Here is a 26,963-nt window from a genome sequence, read left to right as displayed (position 1 = left end):
TATAGCCTGTTATTTCTTGTAAAATTTAGCGTATTTTCTGTAAGCAAAGAATCCTAAAACAGCTACAATTCCGAAGGCTATTGCTATAAATTTAACACTCACAATTTGATCACCACTTGCGTAGGAATGCAATCCAGCTAGGTAGAAGTTTACACCAAAATACGTCATCATAATACTAGAAAAAGCAAGAATTGAAGCTAAATTGAAACCAAAACGACTACGAAGTCCAGGCACCAACCTCATGTGAATAACAAAAGCATAAATCATAATACTTATTAAAGCCCAAGTTTCCTTTGGATCCCAACCCCAATAACGTCCCCAACTTTCATTGGCCCACATACCTCCTAAAAAATTACCAATAGTCAGCATAACCAACCCTACAGTTAGAGCCATTTCATTTATAATGGTTAACTCTTTAATATTTATTAGTAATTTATCTTTATTGTCTTTAGTTGTGAATATCATTAATAATAAAACAACTACACCTAAAATCATTCCTAGTGTAAATGGTCCATAACTTGCCACAATTACAGCCACGTGAATCATTAACCAATAGCTATCTAACACAGGCTGTAAGTTGGCAATGGCAGGATCCATCCAATTCCAATGAGCTACCATTAATATCATTGCAGTTACAAATGCCGTAGCAGCAATGGTTAAATCACTTCGTTTTCCAAAAGCTAATCCAAAAAACATAGTAGCCCAAGCTACATATATCATAGACTCATACGCATCACTCCATGGCGCATGTCCTGAAATATACCAACGAACAATTAAACCTAAAGTATGTAAAGCAAATAAACCAATTATAATAAATTTAAATACAGTAACCGAAACGTTTATTGCTTTGTTATTTTCCTTGAAGATCTGAACAATTAATAAAACAAACATTAATGCAGCAGCATACATGTACCAACTAAACAAATTCTTAAATACGTCATAATGGTTATAAAGAATTTCAGTTTTTACCTTTTTATCAGAAATCATCACATCGCTGCCATATTTTTTCTGCGTTTTAGTAAAGGATTCTAAAATTTCATTTGCTTTAGAAAAATCTCCTGATTTTTTAGCCATATTTAATGTCATTAAATAAGCACTAAATCCATTATTTATAAAATTCCCATAAAGTGAGTCTTGAATTTGTTCGCGGTAGCCATCACGTCTAAATTCAACCGAAGAAATCCATTTATTATTTTCATCATCTGGAACTGGAAATATGCGTAATGCATAGCCATCAATAGTATTATATAACAAATTAACACGTTGATCCGTTTCCTTGAATTCCTTTTGATGTCCATTTGGAATTTGAGCTTTGTAAGCCTCCTCTAAATAAGGAGCTAACTTATAGTTACCTTCAGGTGTAAAGAAATCAACTAACGCTATATAATCTTGATCTTTTGGAACGCCAATTAAACTTCTAATAGAGTCTCCTTTTTGAGGTTTCAAATAAATTATAGGAACATTATACCAAAGCAATGGACTTTCCTGTATGGATAAGAAAACTTGATTGGCATCAAAATCCTCATAAGTATCGTGTTTACTTAACTTACGAAGCATTTCAGATGCGAAGGTATTAACAGGCATCATACGTCCACCAATATCCTGAATCACTAAATGACCAAACTTATCTGCATGCGCTTTAGGTGTGATATTTGCTGCTAATACAGAATCTATTTGAGTTTTTGTTGGCCTACCGTTGTTATGGTCATGTCCATCATCTGGATCATGTCCTTGGGCAAAACCACTTACGGTAAAAGCCAAAATAAAAACACTAAGTACTTTTGATTTTAACTGACTTTTCTTTTTGTTCTTTATAGCGGTTAATTTTCGCTCTAAATCGCCAAAACGTGTATTTTTATCAAAAAGGATGGCCATTAGACCAATGTATAATAATATGTAACCAATATATGTAACCCAAGTGCCAAGCATATCATGATTTACTGACAGTTTGGTTCCTAATTCATCAGGATCAAATCCTGCTTGAAAGAACCGATAGCCACGATGATCTAAAATATTATTCATAAAAATGCGATAATTAAAATCGCCTTCCTCCTTGTCAATTACAGTAACTTCGCTGGCAAATGCCGAATAACTTTTGTCAGTTCCTGGATATTTATCAGCAATAAAATCGTTCAATTTAATACTAAACGGTAACTCTAAAACTTTAGATCCATATTTAATAGCAATATCTAAACCGCCAATTTTCACTTGCTCAAAAGGCTTACTATACCCTTGACCTCCAAGCAATTTTATACGCTTAGTTTCACCTCCTGAAGTAACTTTTATAACCGCTCCATTTTCATCACCACGAAGCAATTGCGATTTTTTAACAATATCAAAATCACCTTTTATAACTGGTTTTGGAAACACCATCTGCAAGTTACCAATAACATAACGCGACCGTAAAATAAGCGGCTGCAAGCTATCCTTTACCAATTTCCCTGTTTGTCCCGTTGCCATAGTCATATACTCACCTTCAAAGGGAGATTGAATACTTAACTCACCATCTTTATAAGTAATATTTACTGCGCCATCTTGTGGTTTATTTAAAGAAAAAAGTATATTATGCAAACTTTGCGTTTCGCCAACTTTTAAAAAATGATTATGTGGTGCGCCACCTCCAGATTCCACTATTTTTAAATACTCTTCACCTGTATCATTAGGAACGACATCTAATTCGGCTCCACCAATATATTTTTCTAACTCCAGTGAAACTTCTTGCCCATTATAGTCTGTAGTATATGAAAACTCATTTTCCAATCTTGGAGAAAAATCTACCGCTTCTTCAATAATTTTTCGTTGCGCCATGCCATCAACCATATAATCACCATCAATATAGGCTGTGATGTATGTTTTTTGTGTTAGGAATGAATTTTCTGTATCGCCTTCACGAATGGCCATCATGCCTTCAAAACCAATATATCTAGTAATACCAGCACCTAAAATGATTAAAATAAATGATAAATGTAGCGTTAATGTTGCCCATTGTTCTTTTCGCCACAGACGGTATTTTTTAATATTTCCTAAAAAATTAATTACAAATACCAACATAATGCCTTCAAACCACCAAGTGTTATAAATCAGATTTCGGGTGTAAGGCGTTGGCGATGTATCTTGTCCTGCATCCATAAACGTGCCTATTGCCATTGCTGCGGCAAATACAATAAATAATACAGATGTTAAACGGGTAGAAAATAGGAATTTTGCGAGTTTATTTTGCATAACTTGAGACTCAAAAATTGAATTGTGCAAATTTAAGGCTTTTGTTTTATTAATTACAGCAAATAAGCAAGACTTTTATGTTAACTTTTAAACGAAATTAAAAAGAAATAAGTCACGAAAAAATTATGGCTTTTGTCGTGCCTGAAAGATATTTAAATACATAAAACTACCCATTTTTCTAGCACGACGTTTGGCATTATCAGCTACCTCACCTTCAAAATGTTCGTCAATGGTTTGAAACCATAAATTGAGCCATGCACCAAAGTGGTGTTCAGTAATGGTATGGTTATTTTCTTTATCTACCTGAACATGAACCTCTAAAGGATTTCCATAGTATTTTTTTTCTAGTTTACGAGTCATAAATAAACTCGTTTCCCAAAACGTAGTTAAACGCTCAATATGCGCATCCCAATCCGTAATTACCCGATTAAAAAACGGCCCTAAAAATTCATCGGCACGCACTTTTTCATAAAATGAAGATACTAGAAGAAAAACATCATCACGTGTTTCTATATTTTTTTTATCCATAACGGTACAAAGATAGGAATGTTGTTTTTATTTCAAGTAAGACTTCGCTATTTTAGCCCTATGATTTCAGTAAGTATTTTAGGCGCAGGTAATGTGGCCACTCATTTGTACAAGTCGTTTGTTAACGCGAAAACTATTTCTGTTGTACAATGGTATAACAGAGATATTAGAAAATTGGCAATGTTTCAGAGTGACGTTGAAACAATAGACAATTTAGCAATGCTAAAACCAGCCGATATATATATTATTTCGGTAAGTGATGATGCTATTGCGGAATTGTCTGAAAAACTACCTTTTGAAAATAGATTTGTTGTTCATACTTCTGGAAGTGTTAGTGTTTATGATATTGACAAAAAAAACCGTCGTGGCGTATTTTACCCTTTACAAACATTTTCTAAAGATGTTCCTGTTGCTATGGAAACAGTTCCTATTTGTATTGAGACTATTGGAAAAAAAGATTCACCTCTATTAAAATTACTCGGTAAAAGCATGGGCTGTAAAACTCATAAAGTAAATACCGACCAAAGGAGAGCCTTGCATTTAGCAGCTGTTTTTGTTAATAATTTTACAAATCAGTTATATCGAGTAGCTCACGAAATTACTGAATCTGAAGGTGTCGAGTTTGATATTTTAAAACCACTTATTTTAGAAACGGCAAATAAAGTTCAGAATATTTCACCGTATTTAGCACAAACAGGACCAGCTAAACGCAACGATAAAAAAACAATAAAACAACACTTAAAAATGCTCAAAGACGAACAGCATCAAGCAATTTACAAACTATTAACAGCATCCATAAAAAAAACGCAAGGTGTTTACAATAAAAAGCTGACTAATTGATGTTTATAAAATGACTATCGATTGTTTTAAAAAACCATGGCGCTTGATAATAGCATTAGATTATGGGTTATAAAGCAGATATCTTAAAATTTAATCTTATTAAAAAATAGTGCATTACTTTACTAACTCATTTAAACATAATTCATTTTCTTATTAATCTATAAAACATACCATGGAAACGAAAAGTTATAAAGAATATTTAGAACACATAACCACATTTATTTTTGATGTTGATGGCGTTTTAACCGATGGAACTGTTAACGTTTTAACATCTGGAGAAATGCTACGAACCATGAATATCAAAGATGGTTATGCACTAAAAACTGCCAATAGTAAGGGATATAATATTTGTATTATTTCTGGCGGTTCCAATGAAGGCGTTCGTATTCGATTAGAGGGTTTAGGTATTAAAGACATTTTTTTAGGATCGCACGATAAAATTGAGCAGCTAAATTTATACCTATCTCAAAAAAATATCAAACTGGAAAATGTGTTGTATATGGGTGATGACATTCCTGATTATCCAGTTATGAAACGTGTTGGTTTACCATGTTGCCCACAAGATGCTGTTCCAGAAATTAAAGTAATTTCAAAATATATTTCCCATAAAAATGGCGGTCAAGGTGCTGTTCGAGATGTTATTGAACAAGTATTAAAAGTTCAAGATAATTGGCAAGGAAATTTTGATGCCAAATACGATTAATTTTTAAGTCCTTTCATTTAAATAAAATTTATTACCAAACAGCCATTAGCTAACTTTTATGCTCAATATTTTATTATTAATTCGTTGGAAAAACCTTTTCATGATTGCCTTAATGCAATTACTCATTAAATATGCATTATTAGAGCCTTTTGGTGTAGCGATAACCTTAAACGGATTTGGTTTTTTTCTCCTCATTCTAGCAACAGTTAGCTTAGCTGCTGGTGGTAATATTATAAATGATATTTTCGACCAAGATACTGACACCGTAAATAAGCCTAAAAAAGTAATTGTTGGCAAATCCCTTTCTGAAAAAACAGCTTACAGCCTATTTATCGGGTTTAACGTGCTTGGCGTACTCATCGGGTTTTATTTGTCACATTTAGTGGGTCGTTCTGGGTTTTTCGCATTGTTTGTTGTCGTTTCCGGACTGCTATATCTATACGCTTCCTATTTAAAACAAATTATTTTAATTGGTAATATTGTTATATCTGTATTAGTAGCTTTAAGCATCATTATGGTAGGTTTATTTGAATTATTACCAGCAATAACTCCCCAAAATCAAGAGACACAGCTCACCTTCTTTAAAATTATTTTAGATTATGCTTTGTTTGCTTTCTGTATTAATTTTATAAGAGAAATGGTTAAGGATATCGAAGATATTGATGGTGATTACAAAGCAGGTATGAATACACTACCCATTGCCATAGGCCGATCACGAGCGACACAGGTTACATTAGCCCTTACTTTTATTCCGTTGGCCGCTGTTATTTATTATGTGGTTACCTATTTATATCATAACTTGTGGATTGCTAGTTACTTTTTACTATTTGTAGTAGCACCTTTAATTTATGTCATTATTCGTTTATTCCAAGCTAAACTGAAAGCTGATTATCATATAATTAGTAATTTACTTAAATTAATCATGCTATTTGGTATGTTATCGCTACTTATTTATAAATACAAATTACTAGCCTAATGCTCAATGAACAATTAAAGAACTTCCGACTTATTTTAGCATCTGGTTCTCCTAGAAGACAGCAGTTTTTTAAAGAATTAGGACTCGATTTCGAAATCATTTTAAAACCTGTAAAAGAAGAGTTTCCTGACCGTTTAACCCATTTTGAAATCAGTGATTATTTAGCGCAATTAAAATCTTTACCTTTTCAAGATAGCTTGAAACCAGAGGACATATTAATAACTAGTGACACAATTGTTTGGCACAACCAAAAAGCTTTAGGAAAACCTAAAAATGAAGAAGATGCATTTAATATGATTAAATCCATGAGTCAAACAACGCATGAAGTAATAACCTCTGTTTGTTTTACAACTATAAATAGGCAAAAAACGGTTAGTGCCGTAACAAAGGTTACCTTTAAAGCATTAACAGATTCTGAAATTAATTATTATATTAAAACGTGTAAACCGTTTGATAAAGCAGGCGCCTATGGTATACAGGAATGGATAGGACAGATTGGAATTACCAAAATTGAAGGGTCTTATTTTAATGTTGTTGGACTACCAACTCATCTTGTTTACCAAACTTTACAACAATTTATTTCTTCTTAAATATACTATAAATCGCGTGTAATTGTGTCGCCACTAGTCTATCTTTGTCACCTAAAATATAATTATTTTTTATGTATTTTTTTGAAACCTATAAATCTGAAATATTAGCGAGTATAATCTTATTAGTTATTTTGGTAGTCATTCGTTACATTGCCAAAACACTCATAAAAAAAATAGGCCATAAAGCTGGTATTAATGATGCGCGAATACATTTGATTTCACGTTACGCAACAGTAACCCTTTTTCTAATTTGGATTTTAATTGAAACCATTATTTTTGGAGCACAATTTAAAGATTTAGCTCTTGTATTTTCTTCAGTTTTTGCTGTCATTGGAATTGCCCTTTTTGCTATCTGGTCCATTTTAAGCAATATTACATCCGGAATAATTATGTTTTTCAACTTTCCATATAAAGTTGGCGATAAAATTTTAATACACGATAAAGACTTTCCTATTGAAGCTATTATTGAAGATATTGCTGCTTTTCAGCTTCATTTACGTTTGGATAATGGCGACTTGGTTACGTATCCAAATAACTTAATTCTTCAAAAACCCGTTACTTTATTAAAAAAGGACGCTATTGATTTTCCTCAAGACGATGGTACCGATGCTGTTTAATTTTTTCAAATAAATGTTGTAAATTTCAACGTTATGGGAAAGAAAAGAACATCAAAATATAAAAAGCATGTTGGCAAATCACCAGGTGCTTTAGTGTATACAGGTGAAAAAACAGCTCAAAAACTCTTTATAGAGTCCTTTGATTATAATACCAATTTTATAAACGAACAGGAACTTCAACAAATTGATGACGCCTTTAGCTTTAAACACACAGATTCCATAACTTGGATTAATATTAATGGTTTAAATCATATAGATGAAATAGAAAAAATTGGTGCGCATTATAATTTACACCCACTGGTATTGGAGGATATTGTAAACACATCCCAGCGCCCAAAAATTGATGAGTATGAAGAGTATATTTTTGTATCACTAAAAATGCTGTATTATGATTCTGATGAAAACATTACCATTGAGCAAGTCAGTTTCGTATTAGGCAAAAACTATGTCTTAACCTTTCAAGAATCTGAAGGTGATGTTTTTGATACCGTTCGTGAACGATTACGAGCTGGTAAAGGTAGAATTCGCACTTTAGGTTCTGATTACCTTTTGTATGCATTAATGGATGCCGTGGTAGACCATTACTACATTGTAAGCGAAACAATGGGTAACAAAGTAGAAGATCTAGAAGATTTATTATTTAGTGGCAATATTCAAGAAGATTTAAGTCAGCAAGTATTAAGCCTTAAAAAAGAATTATTAAAAGTGCGTCGTGCCATTTTTCCTCTCCGTGAAATAATCAGTCGCATTGAAAAAAGTGATAGCGATCTCATTCTTAAAAAAAATCTCCAGTTTTATAATGATGTCTACGACCATATCATACAGTTATCAGATAGTATTGATATTTTCCGTGAAATGATATGGAGTTTAATGGACATGTACATGACAACCATTAGTAATAAAATGAACGAAGTCATGAAAGTGTTAACCATTATTGCTACCATTTTTATTCCATTAACGTTCATAGCAGGTATTTATGGTATGAATTTCGACCATATTCCAGAACTTCATTATAGGTACAGTTACCATATACTTTGGGGAATAATGATTCTTATTTTTATTGGAATGCTTTATTATTTTAAACGAAAGAAGTGGTTGTAAAACAAAGAAAAAAAGGAGCCATTAATGACTCCTTTAAAATTACTATTTCTTTTTTTGAAATTTTTTTAGTGATGCAAAGAAAAGGTATTTTACTACTTTATTAACAATAAAAAAAATCATAATACCTATCAAATAAGCTAATATAAATTTTAAAATATTGTCATACCAATGGTTTCTATAATTTTCATAAAAAGTTAGTAGCAAGGGTAAAATGAAAACAAAACCAAAGTCATATATCTTTTCAGTTTTTTTAATATTTCTTTTTTTCATGACATGTTGTTTTAATTTCCGCCAAATATCATGCAAGATATATAACCTTTTATTAAACCACCGAAAAACCCTCCTACTGCTCCTAAAACCGAACCCGCAATAGCTCCTGCCCCACCTGCAGGAATAGATAAAATTCCAAAAGTAAACGCAGCTCCAACACCAACACCAAAAAAGCCTCCACTGACGCCTCCTATTACCATTCCTAATATTCCACCAGTAATAGCACTTTCTACAGCTGATTCCCAGCATCCATCACCTCCACCACCTCCAGAAGTTCCTGCATCTACTTTATTTTGTCCTACCTCCACTAATGCCATACCCATGTTAAATATTTCTAATTCAGGATGCAACTTCACATCTTTCTTGAATTGATTCTTAATAAGAACAATCTCTTCAAAATCATCATTAAGGGATGCAACCAATAAATTTTTAGCATACTGCTTTTGAATTTCGCTTAAAAAAGAAGCTTCAATTATTTTTTGTTGATTTACTATAAAATTTTCAAATTGATCTAAATTTTCTGGTACTGCATCTTTTTCAAGTACAATTTTACTGCTTAATTGCGATAGAATATTCTGATTATCAATCCAAAAATCTTCTTTTAAATCTGTTTCACTCTGGCCATTATAATTTAATGCTTGTAAGAATAATTCTGATTCATCAATTAAGTCTTCTGCTATGATTAAGGCATCTTAATAAGATAAGAAATAATTATTAGATTCCTTATGAAGATGATCTTGAGATAAAGTAGTCTCATTAGGGGTCGTAATGTTTGGTGAGCTATCAACCGAACAACTCACAAAAATAAGTAACATGAAAGAGCCATATATTAACCTTTTATAAAAATTAATTTTCATAATTATAAGAATTTAAGTTAAACAATAAATAAATTATAGTAATACAAAAAGAATTCATTAAAATTTCTAATTAAATTTAAAGAATATTTCTATAATAAAAAATACGTAGATCTACGTATTTTTTAGTGATAATTTATGTTTTTTGCAAATAATTTATACTTTCAACCAGTATTTACTATTAAATCTTCATTATACTCAACACAATAAGTAGTGTAATTATACATTTTCTTTAAAAAAACATTACAATTAATTTTAGATCACAACTTAAAGTCTTTAGTTAAAAAACCATTAAAACCAATCGTCTTGGCAAATCACTTTATTATATTTGGTCTTTAAGCAAATAGCCATTATGACGAAATTACTACGCTCCCTATTTTTTATTTTAACAAGCATTTCATTAACCTACGCGCAACAACCTAAAAAACCTAACAGTTCAGAGATTTACGAGTCCATAAAGAAGCTCAATTTTTTAGGCTCTGTTTTATACGTCGCAGCACATCCAGATGATGAAAACACACGACTTATATCATACATGGCAAATGAAGTTAAGGCCAGAACTGCTTATTTATCTCTTACACGTGGTGATGGCGGTCAGAATTTAATTGGACCCGAAATTCGAGAACTTTTGGGCGTAATTAGAACCCAGGAACTTTTAACAGCCAGAGCTATTGATGGTGGTGAGCAACGCTTTACACGTGCCAACGATTTTGGCTATTCCAAACACCCAGATGAAACCTTAGCCATTTGGAATAAAGAAGCCGTTCTTGGCGATGTGGTTTTGGCCATCCGTCAATTTCAACCAGATATTATTATCAATCGGTTTGACCATAGAAGTCCAGGTAGTACGCATGGTCATCATACCAGTTCGGCTATGTTAAGCTTGGAAGCTTTTAGTTTGGCAAACGATGCATCGGTTTACCCTAATCAGTTAAAAACAACAGAAACATGGCAAGCTCAACGCTTATTTTTTAATACATCTTGGTGGTTTTATGGAAGTCAAGAAAAATTTGAGAAAGCTGACAAAAGCAACTTAATTGGCTTGGATACAGGAATCTATTTCCCTTCTAGCGGTTTAAGTAATCCAGAAATTGCAGCTTTAAGTAGAAGTCAACACAAATCGCAAGGGTTCGGAAATACAGGTACTCGAGGTAGCAAAATGGAGTATATTGAATTGATAAAAGGCACGATGCCTAAAGATCAAACCAATTTATTTGAAGGTATTGATACCAGTTGGAATCGCGTAAAAGGTGGTGCCCAAATTGGAACAGTTTTAAAAGATGTAGAAGCCAATTACGATTTTAAAAACCCTTCAGCTTCCCTACCGAAATTAATTGAAGCTTATAATGCTATTCAGAATTTAGAAAATTCGCATTGGAAAACCATCAAAACCAAAGAAATAAAAGATATTATAGCTGCTTGCGCTGGTTTATATCTTGAAGCTGTTTCTGAAACCAATCAAGCAACTTCAGATGAAACTATACAATTAAAACTAGAGGCCATTAATAGAAGTACCTCTAAAATGACTTTGGTAGCATTCACAAATCCTAACGGTCTTCAAGTTGAAAAAGGAATTGAATTACATGAAAACGAATCTATAAATATTAAGGAAACTTTTCAAATACCTAACAGTAACAAAACACCAATAACAACGCCTTACTGGCTAATTGAAAAAGGAACTTTAGGCATGTATAAAGTAGCAGACAATGCTTTAATTGGTAAACCCGAAACACTAGACTATTTTAATGTAACCTTTCATATTAATATTGCGGGAACAACTATTCCATACACAAAACCTGTAGTTTATAAAACCAATGACCCTGTTAAAGGCGAAGTTTATAAACCGTTTGAAATAATTCCTGAAGCATCAGCTAGAATTTCTGAAAAAGTTATCATTTTTGAAACAAATACCTCCAAAGAGATTCCTGTAAGTGTTAAAGCTGGGCATAAAAACCTAGAAGGAACGGTTAGCTTATCTGTTCCAAGTGGTTGGAGCGTGTCCCCTGAAAATCATACCATCCATATTATAAATAAAGGCGAAGAACAAACGGTTCTGTTTTCGGTTACACCACCAACAAATCAAAGTGAAGGTTTTATTAAGCCTATAATAACGGTTAATGGTAACACCTACTCCAACGAATTAATTGAAATTGATTATGACCATATTCCCTATCAAACTGTTTTATTACCAAGCGAAAGTAAAGTGGTCCGTTTAGATATTAAAAAGAAAGGCGAAAATATTGCCTATATAGCTGGAGCTGGAGATGTCGTTCCAGAGAGTTTACAGCAAATTGGATATAGCGTAACCATACTAACTCCGGACAACATTACACCAGAGAGTTTAATTGGTTTTGATGCGATTGTTATAGGAATTCGAGCTTACAATACGGTTGAAGCATTAAAATTCAAACAAACTATATTATTTGATTTCGTAAAAAATGGCGGAAACATGGTAGTACAGTATAATACCAGTCGCGGATTGGTAACCGATAAGTTAGCTCCTTATAAACTAGAGTTGTCTCGAGATCGTGTAACCGACGAATTTGCTGACGTTAAATTTTTAGCTCCAAATCATCCTGTTTTAAATGTACCAAATAAAATTACACAAAAGGACTTCGAAAATTGGACACAAGAACGTGGATTGTATTTCCCAGATAGTTGGAGTAAAGACTTTACCCCAATTTTATCCATGAATGATAAAGGTGAATCTGCTAAAAAAGGAAGTTTGCTTGTGGCTCAATATGGTAAAGGGTATTATGTATATACTGGATTAAGCTTCTTTAGGGAATTTCCTGCAGGAGTTTCAGGTGCATACCGCTTATTTGCAAATATCCTATCTTTAGGAAAATAACGCTGAAAAACTAAAGAATCATGAAACCAGAAAAATACAAATGGGAAAAAATGTATACCATTTTACTCGTAGCTAATGCCTTATATATTATCGCGTTTTATTTCATCATGCAAGCCTTTTAACTATGCAAACTCTAGATTGGATTGTATTATCCATAACACTTATTACTATTGTAGCCTATGGAACGTACCAAACTCGTGGCAGTAAAAATGTTCAAGATTATTTAAAAGGTGGCAACACTTCTAAATGGTGGACAATTGGCCTGTCCGTTATGGCCACACAAGCAAGTGCCATAACATTTTTATCTACACCAGGTCAAGCTTTTAATGACGGAATGGGTTTTGTACAATTCTATTTTGGCTTACCAATTGCTATGGTGGTAATTTGTATGGTTTTTATTCCACTATATCACCGACTCAACGTCTATACGGCTTATGAATTTCTTGAAAAACGTTTCGACTTAAAAACAAGAACCCTAACAGCCATATTATTTCTTATTCAACGCGGTTTAGCTGCCGGAATAACCATTTTTGCTCCTGCAATTATTTTATCAGTTGTATTGGGTTGGAACTTGTTATTACTAAATATCATCATTGGAATTCTGGTTATTATATACACCGTTTCTGGAGGAACAAAGGCGGTAAATGTGACACAAAAGCATCAAATGGTAGTTATTTTTACAGGAATGATTATCGCTTTTATTCTCATTGTTAATAAACTACCTGAAAACATCACCTTTAGTAACGCATTGGATATTGCTGGAGCAAGTGGTAAAATGGAAATTTTAGATTTTTCTTTCGATTTAAATAACCGTTACACATTTTGGAGCGGTATTATAGGAGGAACATTTTTAATGTTATCATATTTTGGTACTGACCAGAGCCAAGTGCAACGCTATTTATCTGGAAAATCAGTTCGTGAAATGCAATTAGGCCTTATGTTTAACGGACTGTTTAAAGTACCCATGCAATTTTTTATTTTAATGGTTGGTGTTATGGTGTTTGTGTTTTATCAGTTTAATAAAGCGCCGGTTAACTTTAACCCAGTGGCTACTGAAGTGGTTTTAGATACGGAATATGCCGAAGAATATGAACAACTTCAAGCAGAACAAGATGCTATTTACAATACCAAACAACTCTTAATTGCCGATTTTATAGCCAACAAAAATGACGCATCTATTGCAGGTGTTGCTTCTGCAAATGCTAAAAACGATAGCATTCGTGCACGCGCACGCTACTTAATTGATAAAGCTGGTGAAACAAAAGGCGTAAAAGTTGAAAGTAATGATAAGGACTATGTGTTTATTAATTTTATTTTAAACAATTTACCTCGTGGATTAATTGGATTGCTTTTAGCCGTTATATTAAGTGCAGCTATGTCTAGCACCTCTAGTGAGCTAAATGCTCTAGCATCTACTACAACAATAGATTTATACAAGCGTAATACACCAGAAAAAACCGATACTGAAATGGTAAAGGTTTCCCGATGGTTTACATTGGGATGGGGAATTATGGCCATTTTAGTCGCCTGTGTTGCCAATTTAGCGGAAAATTTAATTCAATTAGTTAATATTATTGGTTCTATTTTCTACGGAAACGTGCTTGGTATTTTCTTATTAGCCTTTTTTGTAAAAGCAGTTAAAGGTCGTGCCGTATTTATTGCTGCCATCATCACCCAAATTTTAGTGATTACCTTGTTTTTATTAAACCAATACGAATTTATTAATTTACCATTCTTATGGCTAAATTTTGTGGGCTGCGCCATCGTTATGGCAATTGCTATCATAATTCAGTTAACTAGCAAAAAACTAATTTAAAGCATTATTAATCTTTTACCTTTTGTTTTTATAATAGCCTATATTTTGCAAATAATTATCATGTTTACTTGTCAATAAGTAAAGTTTACTTTACATTTGAAATATTACTGTAAAATAGAATTATCATGAGAAATCATTTTTTATTACCACATAAATACAAAGCATTTGGTTGGGTGTTACTGATTATCGGACTCATTTCGGGAATCCTTTTGTATGCTACAGATTTTGAACCTGATATGCTAAAAACATCTGTTTTAAGCATTTATAATGGTGACAGCCTTTTTTCTGGAACGGACAAAGGTTGGTTTAAAATTATTGAAAATGGCATTATTGATGAGTTATCTGCATTAGCTATAATTATAGGAGGTTTACTCGTTGGTTTTACAAGAGAAAAAGTGGAAGATGAATTTATTTACCAACTCCGAACCGAATCGCTGGTTTGGGCCATCATTGTTAATTATATCATTTTAGCATTGGCTGTTATATTTGTTTACGATATGGTATTCTTCAATGTGATGATTTTTAATATGTTTACACCACTATTTATCTTTATTATTCGGTTTAATTTTTTGAAACTAAAATCTAATAGTCATGACGAATAATTTAAAGGTAGAACGTGCCATTCATAATATGACGCAATCAGATTTAGCAGAAGCCATTGGTGTTTCTAGACAATCCATCCATGCTATGGAAAAGGGTAAGTATATACCTTCAACAGTATTAGCATTAAAATTAGCAAAGCTTTTTAAAAAACCTGTAGAAGAATTATTTCAATTAGATAGTAACGATTAGGCTCAAAAAAAACGACTCGGTTTTACCAAGTCGTTTTTTAAATTTTAAAGAATATAATGCTATTTAGTTAGCTCCCCATTCTTTTAAGGATTCCTTATTAAATTTCACATATTGCATGTTTCCCGCTTCTTCTGCACCAGCCATAGATTTTTTAGCTAATTCAATAGCCCCTTGAGTATCACCAGCTTTTGCATAAATTAAAGACTGCTGTCTTAATTGATAATATGCAGGACTATCCATCATACTCATAGCTTTATCAATCCATTCTTTAGCTTGCTTTATATCTTTACCTTCACTTAAATAATATACTGCAGAGGCATAATAATCACTAGCTTTAGGCGAACCATTTAAGGCATCATTTATAGAAGCTAATACTTTATCATCTGTAGGAACTTCAAAAGGCACACCTATGTAGGTGTTTTCCCAAATCATTTCTAATCTGGCACTACCAGTTTTAATATCATTAATATCAATGGTAAATGTTTCAACTGTAAATGGAATCTTTTCTGCCTTAACTTTTGCTATTGCAGCTACTTTACTCTCATCCCATTTTTCTGGTGTTCCCCAGTTATTAGTATCTGTGTAAAAATACACATCCCACATTGATTCACCTGGTTTCGTAAAAATGGCATAAGAGCCTGCATCTAAGTTATACCCATTTATAGTTACAGGATCACTAAAAGAAATTATGGTGTTCTTATTGGCTCCTGTACGCCACATTTTATCGTAAGCTTCAAGACCTCCAAATATTTTTCTTCCTTTAACACCAGGACGTGAATATTCAATGGTTACATCAGTTAAACCTACCTTCTGCTCCACTTTGCTTAATGGACTTGGTTGTGGTGTGGTTACTTGCGCTTGTATGCTAAAAGTTAACACAAAAGCTGCTAAAATTAGTAATGCTTTTTTCATAGTAATTAAAATTAAATTGATTTATATTATTGTAAACAAAAATACGACTAAACACATCAATGCTTGTTAACTAAAGTATAAAAATTATAAGTATTTAATTTTTAAAATTCCAGCGTCTGTAAACACTGCGCTGAATTTCTCCAAAATTTTCTAAATGATTCACATATTGGTCGGTTGTTAAAATTGATTTTAACTCTGTGTTCATTTTATCCACCATTTCATCAAATTTGTCATGAATCTCTTCACGAGTATAGTTTTTATCTGCATCATTTAAACGACTCATATCAAACACATATTTGTTTATAATTCGGTCGTAATCATCACGAACGTCAGGTTTTAACTGCATGTCATTCACGCGTTCATAAAACCATCGTTGTATGTTAGCACGCTCTTCTACAGTGTAAACGGTATCAACTTTGGCTTCTTGTAATTCAATGTCTTTTTCAGTTTTATTTTGAGCAATACTCATATTAGCCACAAGCAAAAAACAACCTAAATAAAGGATTTGATATACTTTCATATTATATAATTTTAATGACTAATATACTATTTTTTCTTATTGAAAAAATAATCAGTACTAATAGAAAAAAATATTGTTTAACCTTTAAGTTAATTAGTTAAACATTTTGTATCTTTACATCAGAAATTATTTATTATGGCAAAAAAGAAAAATATTACCCAAGACAAGCTCATATCCTTTTATATGGATTATGTTTTAATGCACAATCAGGCTCCAAATACCGTATATGCCTTTGCAAAAGAAAATAATTTTGAGGAAGCTGATTTTTACAAAAAATTTACGTCTTTTGAAGCTTTAGAAAAAACCATTTTTAAAGTATTTTTAGATAATACGCTACATGTTTTAGAAAAAAGTGAAGATTATCAGCAATTTGATGCTAGAAACAAATTATTAAGTTTTTATTTCACCTTTTTTGAAAACTTAACCGTAAACCGAAGTTACGTGGTTTATGCGCTTAAAAATAAAGGCTTGAAATCTTTGAGCACACTATCTGAATTACGCCACGCTTTTAAAAAATACATTGATACATTAGATATTGAAACCATTGACATTAAAGAGCCACGGATTGTAAAAATTCAAGATTACTCCAAACAAGAATCTTTTTGGATCCAACTTATGATGATCATGAAGTTTTGGTTAGACGACACCTCGCCTTCCTTTGAAAAAACAGACATTTTTATTGAAAAGTCCGTACATGCTGGTTTTGATTTAATGGATATCAAACCACTAAAAAGCGTTTTGGATTTAGGAAAATTTCTTTTTAAAGAAAAAATGCAATAAACGCCTATGAAAACAATTGATAGTATTCCAACAAGCAAAATACAACGTGCTAGTAAACTGGTAAAAACAGGTGCTAAAGTGGGTGTAAATTACTTAAAGTATTATGGTGATAAAATCACGAAAACGGAATTAGAAGCTAAAGAAAAATTAAATCAGAATAATGCTGAAGATATTTATGATGGCTTAAAACAACTAAAAGGTAGCGCACTTAAAGTTGCGCAAATGTTGAGTATGGAAAAAAGCATTTTACCGCAGGCTTATGTGGAAAAATTCTCATTGGCTCAATTTTCGGTTCCACCTTTATCGCCACCTTTAGTAGTAAAAACTTTCAAAACCTATTTTGGAAAGCCACCAGAAGATATTTTTGACACCTTCAATGCGACTTCTGTAAACGCTGCCAGTATTGGTCAAGTACATATTGCAGAAAAAGATGGCAAAAAATTGGCTGTTAAAATTCAATATCCAGGAGTTGCCGAAAGCATCCAGTCTGATTTAGCCATGGTTAAACCCATAGCTATAAAAATGTTTAATATAAAAGGTAAAGATTCTGATAAATACTTCAAAGAAGTTGAAAACAAGTTAGTTGAAGAAACAAATTATATTCTAGAATTGGAGCAAAGCGAAGAAATTGCCAAGGCATGTTCACATATTCCTAATATAAAATTCCCAAAGTATTACCCTAATTTATCCTCCGAACGGATTATTACTATGGACTATATGACAGGTGAGCATTTATCCGAATTTACAGCTACAAATACCAATCAGAATGTGGCTAATAAAATTGGACAGTCTCTTTGGGATTTTTACATGTTTCAAATTCATAAATTAAAAAAAGTACATGCCGACCCACACCCTGGAAATTTTTTAATTTCAAAAGAAGGCCATTTGATAGCATTAGATTTTGGCTGCATGAAATCAATTCCCGAGGATTTTTATATACCCTATTTTGAATTAGCTGAAAAAGAAAGCATAGAAAATCCGACTATCTTTCGTGAAAAAATGTTCAAATTAGAAATTTTAAAACCAGATGATTCACCTGAAGAAATAGAATTTTTCTCAACTATGTTTCATGAAATGTTAAGTATTTTCACACAACCATTTCATGTAGAAACCTTCGATTTTTCAGACCCTTCATTCTTTGGTCGAATTGCTGAATTAGGCGAAAAATATTCAAAAAACACAGAATTACGTAAAATGAACGGTAATCGAGGTTCCAAGCATTTCATATACATAAACCGAACGTTTTTTGGCTTGTACAATCTCATGTTCGATTTAAAAGCTCAAGATGTAAAAATCAATAATTTTAACACCTTATGATAACACATTTTAGCCATGAAGACATATTGCAATTAAATCATTTATATAAAATTAACCTTATAAATAGCTGTTCTGGTTTTAAATCGGCTAATTTAATCGCCACTAAATCTGCAAACGGAATTGAAAACGTAGCCATTTTTAGTTCAGTAACGCATGTCGGTTCAGACCCACCTTTGTTAGGTGTTTTTATGAGACCTACTACCGTTACTAGAAATACCTACGATAATATAAAAGAAACAGGTTTTTACACAATAAATCATGTGCATGAATCTATCATTACGGAAGCACACCATACATCGGCTAAATATGGTAAAGAGATTTCTGAATTTGATGCTACCACATTAAAGCCTGAGTATAAATCAGGTATCAATTGCCCGTTTGTAGAAACAGCTCCCGTACAACTGTTTATGGAATTTGTTGAAGAGTATCCAATTAAAGCAAATGGAACTCTATTAATTATTGGCAGAATAAAAGATTTATTTCTTCAAAAGCATGTATTAGAAACGGATGGTTTTATTAATCTATCAAAAGCACAGGTGGCTACAATAAACGGACTGGATGGTTACGCCATTCCAAAACTAAAAGAACGACACGCTTATCAACGACCAAAACAAACCTTAAATACACAATAACCATGAAGATTCTTGTTACAGGTGCAACGGGTTATATTGGCAAACGCCTAATACCATTACTTGTACAAGATGGTCATCAGGTTATTTGTGTGGTTCGGGATATTTTACGAGCAGACACACACTATGTGGAAGATTCTCATATCGATTTTATAGAGGGTGATTTTCTCAAACCTGAAACCTTAACAAATTTTCCTAATAATATTGATGTGGCCTATTATTTAATCCACTCCATGTCTAATAGCTCTAAAGATTTTGAAGATTTAGAAGCACAATGTGCTGAAAATTTCAAACATGCTATAGCTAAAACAGCAGTAAAACAAGTTATTTATTTAAGTGGCATTACTAACGACGAAAAACTATCCAAACACTTACGATCTAGGAAACAAGTTGAAGAAATTTTAAAGTCTGACACATATGCAACCACCATTTTTAAAGCTGGAATTATTGTAGGATCTGGAAGCTCTTCATTTGAAATTATAAGAGATTTAGTAGAAAAGTTACCCTTTATGATTGCTCCAAAATGGCTAAATACAAAAACCCAACCATTAGCGGTCAGAGATGTACTAAGCTACTTATCTAAAAGCGCAGGTGATGAGCGATTATATAATCAAAACTATGACATTTTTGGCCCTGAAACACTCACTTATAAAAACATGCTTTTGGAGTTTGCTGAAGTGCGAAAACTAAAGCGATATATCCTAACGGTTCCCGTAATGACACCAAAACTATCATCATATTGGCTGTATTTTGTTACGTCTACCTCATATAAATTAGCTTCATCATTGGTTGATAGTATGGGTGTTGAAATTATTGGAAAACCCAGCAACATTAACACCTTGCTAGAAGTTAATCCTATTTCCTATAAGGAGGCTGTTGCGTTAGCTTTTGAAAAAATTGAGCAAAATAGTATTATTTCTAGCTGGAAAGACTCCATGGTAAGTAGTGGCCGCTTAAAAAACAGTTTCCATAAATATGTAAATGTCCCAAAATTTGGTTGTTTTAAAGATTATAAGGAACGTGAAATTACAGATGCTAATGAAACCATTAGAAAAATATGGGCCATTGGTGGCAATAACGGTTGGTACTATGGCACCCTTCTCTGGCGAATTCGTGGGTATATGGACAAAATGGTTGGTGGTATTGGATTACGTCGTGGACGAACAAGTCCAACAGATTTACACGTAGGCGACTCACTTGATTTCTGGCGTGTTATTTTTGCCGATAAAGACAAACAAAAACTCCTACTCTATGCCGAAATGAAATTACCTGGCGAAGCTTGGTTAGAATTCAAAATTGAAGATAACAAACTGAAACAAACCGCCACGTTTAGACCACGAGGTTTAGCAGGACGACTTTATTGGTATAGCGTTTTACCATTTCATGGCTTTATTTTTAGAGGCATGATTAATAAAATTGCCTCCTAATTGAAAAAATCAGATTTACCAACAAAAACATGTCCTGTGTGCCAATTACCATTTACTTGGCGAAAAAAATGGCGAAATAATTGGGAACATGTAATTTACTGTAGCGAACGATGCAAACGAAACAAAACACATACACATTAGTTTGGTTTACCACCAATTTACGGATTCAAGATAATACCGTTTTAACCAAGGCCTTACAATTAAAAAATCCTGTAATTGCTATATATTGTTTTGACCCAAGACATTATGAATCAACAACATTTGGTTTTAAAAAAACAGAAAAATATCGTGCCCGTTTTACTATTGAAAGTGTTCAAGATTTAAAAAAACAACTCGCAACGCTTAACATTCCACTATTTACGTTTCATAACACACCAGAAATTGCCATTCCAAAACTTTGTGAAACTCACAGTATAACAGATATCTGCTTACAAAAAGAATTTACCAGTGAAGAATTACAAGTAATTCAAAACGTAAAATCTAAAGTTTCTAAACACACAAACTTTCATGAATTGTATGATCAGTTTTTATTTCATCCTGATGATGTTTTCATTCATTTAAATGAAATTCCAAAGGTATTTACAAATTTCAGAAAAGTATTAGAAAAAAACTGTTCTGTAAACAACATGCTTAAAGCAACAAAACAAGTTGCTTTTCAAATTGAAAATAACACAACAATTCCAAATTTAAATAGGCTTGGTTTTTTGGAATTTGAAACCCATCCTCATAGTGCTTTCCCGTTTTCGGGTGGCGAAACGGCTGCCCAGAACAGGTTAAATACCTATATTTTTGAAAGCAAAAAAATAGGTTTTTATAAGAAAACAAGAAACGGTTTATTAGGAACCGACTATAGTTCTAAATTTTCCCCATGGTTGGCAAATGGTTGCTTGAGTGCTAGACAAATTTATTGGGCTATTAAGAACTTTGAAAAATCCGAATTTAAAAACCAATCAACCTATTGGCTTATATTCGAGTTAATTTGGCGTGATTTCTTCAAATTCATTGCCTTGCAACATGGCAATGCTATTTTTAAAGTTGATGGTATTAATCAGCAATCCTACCAATGGAAATCAAACCCTGATGCTATAAAAAAATGGTGTGCTGGTGAAACTTCTGAACAGTTTGTTAACGCCAATATGATTGAACTGAATAAAACTGGCTGGATGAGCAATCGTGGACGGCAAAATGTGGCTTCCTATTTTGCAAAAACACTTGAATTGGATTGGCGCATTGGTGCTGCTTATTTTGAATCTTTTCTTATAGATTATGATGTGCATAGCAATTATGGAAATTGGTTGTATGTGGCAGGCGTAGGAAACGATCCTAGAAATAGAACTTTTAATGTAAAACTCCAAGCCCAACGTTATGATGAACATGGAAAATTTCAGAAGCGTTGGATACAAAATACCTTGTTTGAATGAAAACACTCCGACTCATTTTAGGCGATCAATTAAATATAAAACATCCGTGGTTTAAATCTGTTGATGATGATATTGTTTACGCCATTTTTGAGATGCGCCAAGAAACCGATTATGTTACACACCATATTCAAAAAGTTATTGGTTTTTTTGCAGCCATGCGTCAATTTGCTGACGATTTAAAAGCGGCTGGACATCAGGTTATTTATTATAAAATTAACGATAACACTAATACGCAAAAACTGACTGACAATCTTCAAAACATTATCAAGCAAGAAAATAGTACCTGTTTTGAATACCAGCTACCTGATGAATACAGATTGGATAACCAATTACAAGAATTCACCAAAACGCTATCAATTGAATCTCATGTTGTAGATACCGCTCATTTCTATACTAAACGTGAAGATTTACAAACGTTCTATAAGGGTAAAAAGCAATTTGTCATGGAAAATTTTTACCGGAATATGCGTAAAAATCATGATATATTAATGGCTTACGGTAATCCAGAGGGTGGAAAATGGAATTACGATCAATCCAATCGGAAAAAATGGAAAAACGAACCCGAAATACCGACCTATAAATATTTTAAGAATGACGTTTCTAATGTGGTTTCAGATATTGAAAAGTCTGGCATTAAAACCATGGGAAACTGGAGTCAGAAAACATTTAATTACCCTATAACCAGAAAACAAGCTTTAGAACAGCTAAAATATTTTTGTGAACATTTATTAATTCATTTTGGGGATTATCAAGATGCTTTGCATACAGATGAAGTTTATTTATTTCATTCCCGACTGTCATTTGCCATGAATATCAAATTAATTTCAGCTAGTAACGTTGTAGATACCGTTTTAAATTATTACAGAAAACATGAAGATACTATAGATATTTCGCAAGTTGAAGGCTTTATCCGTCAAGTTATTGGTTGGCGTGAATATATGCGTGGTATGTATTGGGCCTTAATGCCACAATTTAAAGACACGAATCATTTAGAGAACACAAATAAATTGGCTGAATTCTTTTGGACCGGAAACACCAAAATGGCTTGTTTAAAACATAGTATTTCTAATTCGTTAAATAATGCTTATGCGCATCATATTCAACGACTCATGATTACCGGAAATTACGCTTTACTTACCCAAACAAACCCAGATGATGTTGATGCATGGTATTTGGGGATTTATGCGGATGCTGTAGAATGGGTTCAATTACCCAACACACGAGGTATGAGTCAGTTTGCGGATGGTGGTAAAATAGCTACAAAACCGTATGTCTCTTCCGGTTCTTACATACAGAAAATGAGTAATTATTGTGACGATTGCCATTACAATTACAAGAAGAAAACAGACGTTGACGCCTGCCCTTTTAATAGTCTGTATTGGAATTTCTTGGATGATAAACGCAATCTGTTAGAATCTAACCATCGGATGAAAATGATGTATCATCTTTTAGATAAAATGGACAACAAAAACCTTACAGCTATTAAGGAACGTGCTAAACACATTATAGAAAATCAAAATGACTACTAAACGGGAGCCTATTCACATGGTATGGTTTAAACGTGATTTACGTTTAGAAGATCACGAGCCTTTACAAAGGGCACTTGAGCAGAAAGAACCTGTGCTTTGTTTATTTGTATTTGAACAATTACTTATTGAAGATTCACATTACAGCCAACGGCATTGGGATTTTATTAAAGAATCCATTCGCGATTTAAATAGCGCTTTAAAAGTCTATGAAACAAAAATTCTCGCCATAAATTCCGATATCATTTCAGCCTGTAATTTAATTTCCAATTCCTATCAAATAAAGCAAGTGTTTTCTCATCAAGAATCAGGTATTCAGGTAACATTTGATCGAGACAAAGCTTTTAAACGCTATTGTAAAAACAATTTGATTGCGTGGCATGAGAGCATCCAAAATGGGGTTATTCGCGGTCTTAAAAACAGAGACCTTTGGTTTGAAAATTGGAATAACATCATGAGTCAACCATTAATTCAGTTTACAGCTAAAATATCAGACTTTTTAAATATAGATGCTATTCACGAATTGGAAAACCAATGCCAAACAACAAATTTAGAAACGTTAAAAGACAAACCATTTCAACAGGGTGGAACGAAAACAGCGAACAAATATTTACAATCCTTTTTACATACAAGACATAAGGATTATATGTTTCATATTTCAAAACCTGAAAAATCAAGAAAAAGTTGTAGTCGCTTATCACCATATATTGCTTGGGGAAACTTATCCGTAAGACAAGTATATCAGGCTTCAAAAGCCAATTATGAGTCCTCTAGATTTACGAAGCAATTATCAGCCTTTCGGTCGCGATTACGATGGCAGGCGCATTTTATTCAGAAATTTGAAATGGAACATGTCATGGAAAAAGTGAGTGTTAATAAAGGGTACCATAAGTTAAAAAAATCTATTTCAAATCAGTATCAAGTAGCATGGAAAACAGGACAAACAGGTTTTCCACTTGTAGATGCCAGTATGCGTTGTCTAAATGAAACCGGCTATATAAACTTTAGAATGCGTGCCTTATTAGTGTCTTTCTTTACACATATTTTGTGGCAACCATGGCAAGATGCTTCCAAGCATTTATCTCAACAATTTTTAGATTTTGAGCCAGGTATTCATTTTCCACAATTACAAATGCAAGCTGGAGAAACAGGTATTAATAATTTACGAATTTACAATCCTATAAAAAATAGTTTAGAACACGATCCAGATGGTACATTTATTAAACGTTGGGTTCCAGAATTGCGGAATTTAGAGCTACCATTTGTTCATGAACCCTATCTTATGACACCGTTAGATCAGCAATTCAATAATTTTGAATTAGGTGTAACCTACCCCTTCCCTATTGTTGATTTAAAATCACGACGAAAACAAGCAAGTGATATACTTTGGAACATGAAAAATAATTCAGAAGTACGAAATGAAAGTTTCCGAATATTAAACAAACACACTATTAACAATCGCTCCCGAATGATTGACAACAAAGATTAAGCACCTTCAAAAAACGATGTTGTTAAATTTTGTTTAACTTATAATGATCTTTGTTAAACATTTTGTAAATTTGATATCAAATAACAATACATTGATATTAAATAGTACATATCACGAAAAAGAACACAAGAAAATAATCACTGACCTTATAGGCAAGCCCTATACCTTTTTTGAAGCTATTAAGCTAAAAGGCATTGGTTCCAAGCGGATGATAATTAATGAGGCTAGTCCTAATTTACAACCCTACTTGAATCGTGTTGATGATATTAACTATGCCAACATAGAAATGCGCTCTGGTGGTATAATTATATTTATTAATAAAGGATTACAAAATTTTTCATGGATAATTCCATATTATCAATTAGTAATTTACAAAACAAATGGCGCCAGTATCCATGCACAAGGCAAATTTATCAACTTTAAAAACAATAAAACGTTTAAAGAAAATAAAGCTTTTTTTAATCGCTTATTAAATGCTAAAGTTGTTTATGATGAACGCTTTAATTTTATGGACACATGACAGAATTTACTGAACGAGAAACGGATAGGATTATTGAAATGGCTTGGGAAGACCGCACAACATTTGAGGCCATTCACTTTCAATTCGGATTAGAAGAGCAAGACGTTATTAACATCATGCGACGCGAAATGAAACCAAGTAGTTTTAAAATGTGGCGTAAACGTGTTCAAGGCAGAAAAACCAAGCATGAAAAATTGCGTTCGTTTAGTAAAGGGCGCTTTAAATGTAGTAGGCAAAAACAGATTACCCACAATAAAATAAGTAAACGTTAATAGTGCTTTGCCATTTATTAATATGGACAGCACGTAATAAAAAAGAGAGTATGAAAATAGAATCTACAGTATCCAAAAATCAACAGAATAACAGTTTAAATGGTTTTTCTACGGAAATGATTGGTGACGATCATTTATTTACTGGATTAGAAACGCCATTAAAAAAAGATGCTTTTAAGCTGTCTGATTCAGAAAAAAAACAACGCATTTCGGTCTTGTTTGAAGAAATCATGGATGTTATGGGATTAGATTTAACAGACGACTCCTTAAAAGGAACACCAGATCGTGTGGCTAAAATGTATATTGAAGAAATATTTTCAGGTTTAAACCCTAAAAACAAGCCAAAAATTGCCTTATTCGAAAATAAGTACCGTTATAACCAAATGGTTCTAGAAAAAAATATTACCTTTTACTCCAATTGTGAACATCACTTTGTACCTATAATTGGGAAAGCACATGTAGCCTACATTTCTTCTGGCAAAGTAATAGGCTTATCTAAACTAAACCGAATCGTGCAATATTTTGCCAAAAGACCACAGGTGCAAGAGCGCTTAACAAATCAAATAGCCAACGAACTCAAAACTATTTTAGAAACCGAAGACATAGCCGTAATTATTGATGCCAAGCATTTGTGCGTGTCTTCCCGAGGAATAAAAGATGATACCTCGGCAACCGTAACCGCCTATTATGGTGGTGTTTTCAATACGCCTGAAAAAATAATTGAATTACAAAACTATTTAAATCATTAAATTATGGATACAATAGAACGTGCTCTAGAATTTGAGCAAACCAAACTAAAATCTTTATCAACTAGCGACAGAATTAAAATATCGCGAGAAGCCAAAGAAATCATTTTAGATTTGAATCAGATTTATAAAAAAAAGAAAGATTCTCGAATCATGGATATCATGAAACGTTTAACAGCTATTAAGCAAAAAGTTGAAAAACGCCTTAAAGGCAGACCCTTAACAGCATAATCTAGATATTTTC

28 protein-coding genes are annotated in these 26,963 nt (G+C 32.8%); 22 read left to right on the top strand and 6 right to left on the bottom strand.

The features are described 5' to 3' along the window. Positions 1-9: 9 nt before the first annotated feature. Together ccsA and BM239_RS06525 are read right to left on the bottom strand one after the other, a co-directional pair. Positions 10-3,222 carry a cytochrome c biogenesis protein CcsA gene (gene ccsA / locus BM239_RS06530; protein ID WP_092206875.1) on the bottom strand — a complete coding sequence of 1,071 codons (3,213 nt, stop codon included), beginning with the start codon at positions 3,220-3,222 and terminating at the stop codon, positions 10-12. 123 nt (positions 3,223-3,345) lie between these two features. Beyond that, positions 3,346-3,750, bottom strand: coding sequence for a group III truncated hemoglobin (locus BM239_RS06525; protein WP_092206874.1), 405 nt, complete (start codon positions 3,748-3,750; stop codon positions 3,346-3,348). 18 nt (positions 3,751-3,768) lie between these two features. On the opposite strand from BM239_RS06525, the gene BM239_RS06520 reads away from it, so the two are divergent. From BM239_RS06520 to corA, 6 genes are all read left to right on the top strand, one after another. After that, complete coding sequence (locus BM239_RS06520) at positions 3,769-4,590, top strand: Rossmann-like and DUF2520 domain-containing protein (protein WP_317042725.1); 822 nt, start codon at positions 3,769-3,771, stop codon at positions 4,588-4,590. A 172-nt stretch (positions 4,591-4,762) separates the two neighbouring features. Further along, complete coding sequence (locus BM239_RS06515; protein WP_092206872.1) at positions 4,763-5,293, top strand: KdsC family phosphatase; 531 nt, start codon at positions 4,763-4,765, stop codon at positions 5,291-5,293. Between the two features lie 58 nt (positions 5,294-5,351). Continuing rightward, positions 5,352-6,269, top strand: a complete 918-nt coding sequence (locus BM239_RS06510) for a geranylgeranylglycerol-phosphate geranylgeranyltransferase (protein ID WP_092206871.1) — start codon at positions 5,352-5,354, stop codon at positions 6,267-6,269. Beyond that, positions 6,269-6,859, top strand: coding sequence for a Maf-like protein (locus BM239_RS06505; RefSeq protein WP_092206870.1), 591 nt, complete (start codon positions 6,269-6,271; stop codon positions 6,857-6,859). Before BM239_RS06510 ends, BM239_RS06505 begins: the two co-directional genes overlap by 1 nt. A gap of 71 nt (positions 6,860-6,930) precedes the next feature. Then, a complete protein-coding gene (locus tag BM239_RS06500) occupies positions 6,931-7,476 on the top strand; it encodes a mechanosensitive ion channel domain-containing protein (protein WP_092206869.1) in 546 nt (181 codons plus the stop codon). 33 nt (positions 7,477-7,509) lie between these two features. After that, positions 7,510-8,577: a magnesium/cobalt transporter CorA gene (gene corA, locus BM239_RS06495; protein ID WP_092206868.1), complete on the top strand. Its 1,068-nt coding sequence runs from the start codon at positions 7,510-7,512 to the stop codon at positions 8,575-8,577. Between the two features lie 42 nt (positions 8,578-8,619). Here the strand turns inward: corA and BM239_RS06490 are convergent, their stop codons facing one another. Together BM239_RS06490 and BM239_RS06485 are read right to left on the bottom strand one after the other, a co-directional pair. Beyond that, positions 8,620-8,847 carry a hypothetical protein gene (locus BM239_RS06490; RefSeq protein ID WP_092206867.1) on the bottom strand — a complete coding sequence of 76 codons (228 nt, stop codon included), beginning with the start codon at positions 8,845-8,847 and terminating at the stop codon, positions 8,620-8,622. An 11-nt stretch (positions 8,848-8,858) separates the two neighbouring features. Then, positions 8,859-9,269 carry a hypothetical protein gene (locus BM239_RS06485; protein WP_092206866.1) on the bottom strand — a complete coding sequence of 137 codons (411 nt, stop codon included), beginning with the start codon at positions 9,267-9,269 and terminating at the stop codon, positions 8,859-8,861. 784 nt (positions 9,270-10,053) lie between these two features. Between BM239_RS06485 and BM239_RS06480 the strand changes: the two genes are divergently transcribed. The 4 genes from BM239_RS06480 (at position 10,054) to BM239_RS06465 (ending at position 15,160) form a co-directional block, all read left to right on the top strand. Beyond that, the gene (locus tag BM239_RS06480; protein WP_092206865.1) at positions 10,054-12,552 is read left to right on the top strand and encodes a PIG-L family deacetylase; all 2,499 of its coding nucleotides are present in this window, start codon (positions 10,054-10,056) and stop codon (positions 12,550-12,552) included. Between the two features lie 124 nt (positions 12,553-12,676). Further along, positions 12,677-14,368: a sodium:solute symporter family protein gene (locus BM239_RS06475; RefSeq protein WP_092206864.1), complete on the top strand. Its 1,692-nt coding sequence runs from the start codon at positions 12,677-12,679 to the stop codon at positions 14,366-14,368. A gap of 125 nt (positions 14,369-14,493) precedes the next feature. Next, positions 14,494-14,970 carry a hypothetical protein gene (locus tag BM239_RS06470; protein WP_092206863.1) on the top strand — a complete coding sequence of 159 codons (477 nt, stop codon included), beginning with the start codon at positions 14,494-14,496 and terminating at the stop codon, positions 14,968-14,970. Beyond that, positions 14,960-15,160, top strand: coding sequence for a helix-turn-helix transcriptional regulator (locus tag BM239_RS06465; RefSeq protein ID WP_092206862.1), 201 nt, complete (start codon positions 14,960-14,962; stop codon positions 15,158-15,160). The genes BM239_RS06470 and BM239_RS06465 overlap by 11 nt, the downstream gene beginning before the upstream one ends. A gap of 63 nt (positions 15,161-15,223) precedes the next feature. On the opposite strand, the gene BM239_RS06460 is transcribed toward BM239_RS06465, so the two are convergent. Further along, positions 15,224-16,072: a DUF2911 domain-containing protein gene (locus BM239_RS06460; RefSeq protein ID WP_092206861.1), complete on the bottom strand. Its 849-nt coding sequence runs from the start codon at positions 16,070-16,072 to the stop codon at positions 15,224-15,226. A 94-nt stretch (positions 16,073-16,166) separates the two neighbouring features. After that, positions 16,167-16,592, bottom strand: a complete 426-nt coding sequence (locus tag BM239_RS06455) for a hypothetical protein (RefSeq protein WP_143094899.1) — start codon at positions 16,590-16,592, stop codon at positions 16,167-16,169. Positions 16,593-16,727: 135 nt separating this feature from the next. Here BM239_RS06455 and BM239_RS06450 point away from each other — a divergent pair, with 135 nt between their 5' ends. The 12 genes from BM239_RS06450 to BM239_RS06395 all read left to right on the top strand — a co-directional run bounded on the left by BM239_RS06450 (position 16,728) and on the right by BM239_RS06395 (position 26,950). Continuing rightward, entirely contained in the window at positions 16,728-17,372 is a 645-nt protein-coding gene (locus BM239_RS06450; protein ID WP_092206859.1) for a TetR family transcriptional regulator C-terminal domain-containing protein, read from the top strand. 6 nt (positions 17,373-17,378) lie between these two features. Continuing rightward, positions 17,379-18,689 carry an ABC1 kinase family protein gene (locus BM239_RS06445; protein ID WP_092206858.1) on the top strand — a complete coding sequence of 437 codons (1,311 nt, stop codon included), beginning with the start codon at positions 17,379-17,381 and terminating at the stop codon, positions 18,687-18,689. Beyond that, complete coding sequence (locus BM239_RS06440; protein ID WP_394333917.1) at positions 18,689-19,321, top strand: flavin reductase family protein; 633 nt, start codon at positions 18,689-18,691, stop codon at positions 19,319-19,321. Before BM239_RS06445 ends, BM239_RS06440 begins: the two co-directional genes overlap by 1 nt. Before the next feature lie 2 nt (positions 19,322-19,323). After that, positions 19,324-20,745, top strand: a complete 1,422-nt coding sequence (locus tag BM239_RS06435; RefSeq protein WP_092206856.1) for an SDR family oxidoreductase — start codon at positions 19,324-19,326, stop codon at positions 20,743-20,745. Then, the gene (locus tag BM239_RS06430; protein WP_092206855.1) at positions 20,746-20,886 is read left to right on the top strand and encodes a DUF2256 domain-containing protein; all 141 of its coding nucleotides are present in this window, start codon (positions 20,746-20,748) and stop codon (positions 20,884-20,886) included. It begins immediately after the preceding gene. After that, entirely contained in the window at positions 20,856-22,166 is a 1,311-nt protein-coding gene (locus tag BM239_RS06425) for a DASH family cryptochrome (RefSeq protein ID WP_092206854.1), read from the top strand. Before BM239_RS06430 ends, BM239_RS06425 begins: the two co-directional genes overlap by 31 nt. Next, on the top strand, positions 22,163-23,695 hold the full coding sequence (locus BM239_RS06420) for a cryptochrome/photolyase family protein (RefSeq protein WP_092206853.1): 1,533 nt from the start codon (positions 22,163-22,165) through the stop codon (positions 23,693-23,695). The genes BM239_RS06425 and BM239_RS06420 overlap by 4 nt, the downstream gene beginning before the upstream one ends. Continuing rightward, entirely contained in the window at positions 23,685-25,181 is a 1,497-nt protein-coding gene (locus BM239_RS06415; protein ID WP_092206852.1) for a cryptochrome/deoxyribodipyrimidine photo-lyase family protein, read from the top strand. Before BM239_RS06420 ends, BM239_RS06415 begins: the two co-directional genes overlap by 11 nt. 70 nt (positions 25,182-25,251) lie before the next feature. After that, positions 25,252-25,701 carry a hypothetical protein gene (locus BM239_RS06410; RefSeq protein WP_317042724.1) on the top strand — a complete coding sequence of 150 codons (450 nt, stop codon included), beginning with the start codon at positions 25,252-25,254 and terminating at the stop codon, positions 25,699-25,701. After that, on the top strand, positions 25,698-25,973 hold the full coding sequence (locus BM239_RS06405; RefSeq protein WP_092206851.1) for a TIGR03643 family protein: 276 nt from the start codon (positions 25,698-25,700) through the stop codon (positions 25,971-25,973). The genes BM239_RS06410 and BM239_RS06405 overlap by 4 nt, the downstream gene beginning before the upstream one ends. A gap of 50 nt (positions 25,974-26,023) precedes the next feature. After that, entirely contained in the window at positions 26,024-26,722 is a 699-nt protein-coding gene (gene folE, locus BM239_RS06400; RefSeq protein WP_092206850.1) for a GTP cyclohydrolase I FolE, read from the top strand. Positions 26,723-26,725: 3 nt separating this feature from the next. Next, positions 26,726-26,950, top strand: a complete 225-nt coding sequence (locus BM239_RS06395) for a hypothetical protein (RefSeq protein ID WP_092206849.1) — start codon at positions 26,726-26,728, stop codon at positions 26,948-26,950. Positions 26,951-26,963: the final 13 nt, after the last annotated feature.

This window comes from Algorimicrobium echini (assembly GCF_900115185.1).
GTDB classification, from domain to species: Bacteria; Bacteroidota; Bacteroidia; order Flavobacteriales; family Flavobacteriaceae; genus Algorimicrobium; species Algorimicrobium echini.
The sequence above is the reverse complement of the archived record's forward strand: the minus strand, read 5'-3'. Positions and strand labels throughout refer to the sequence as shown.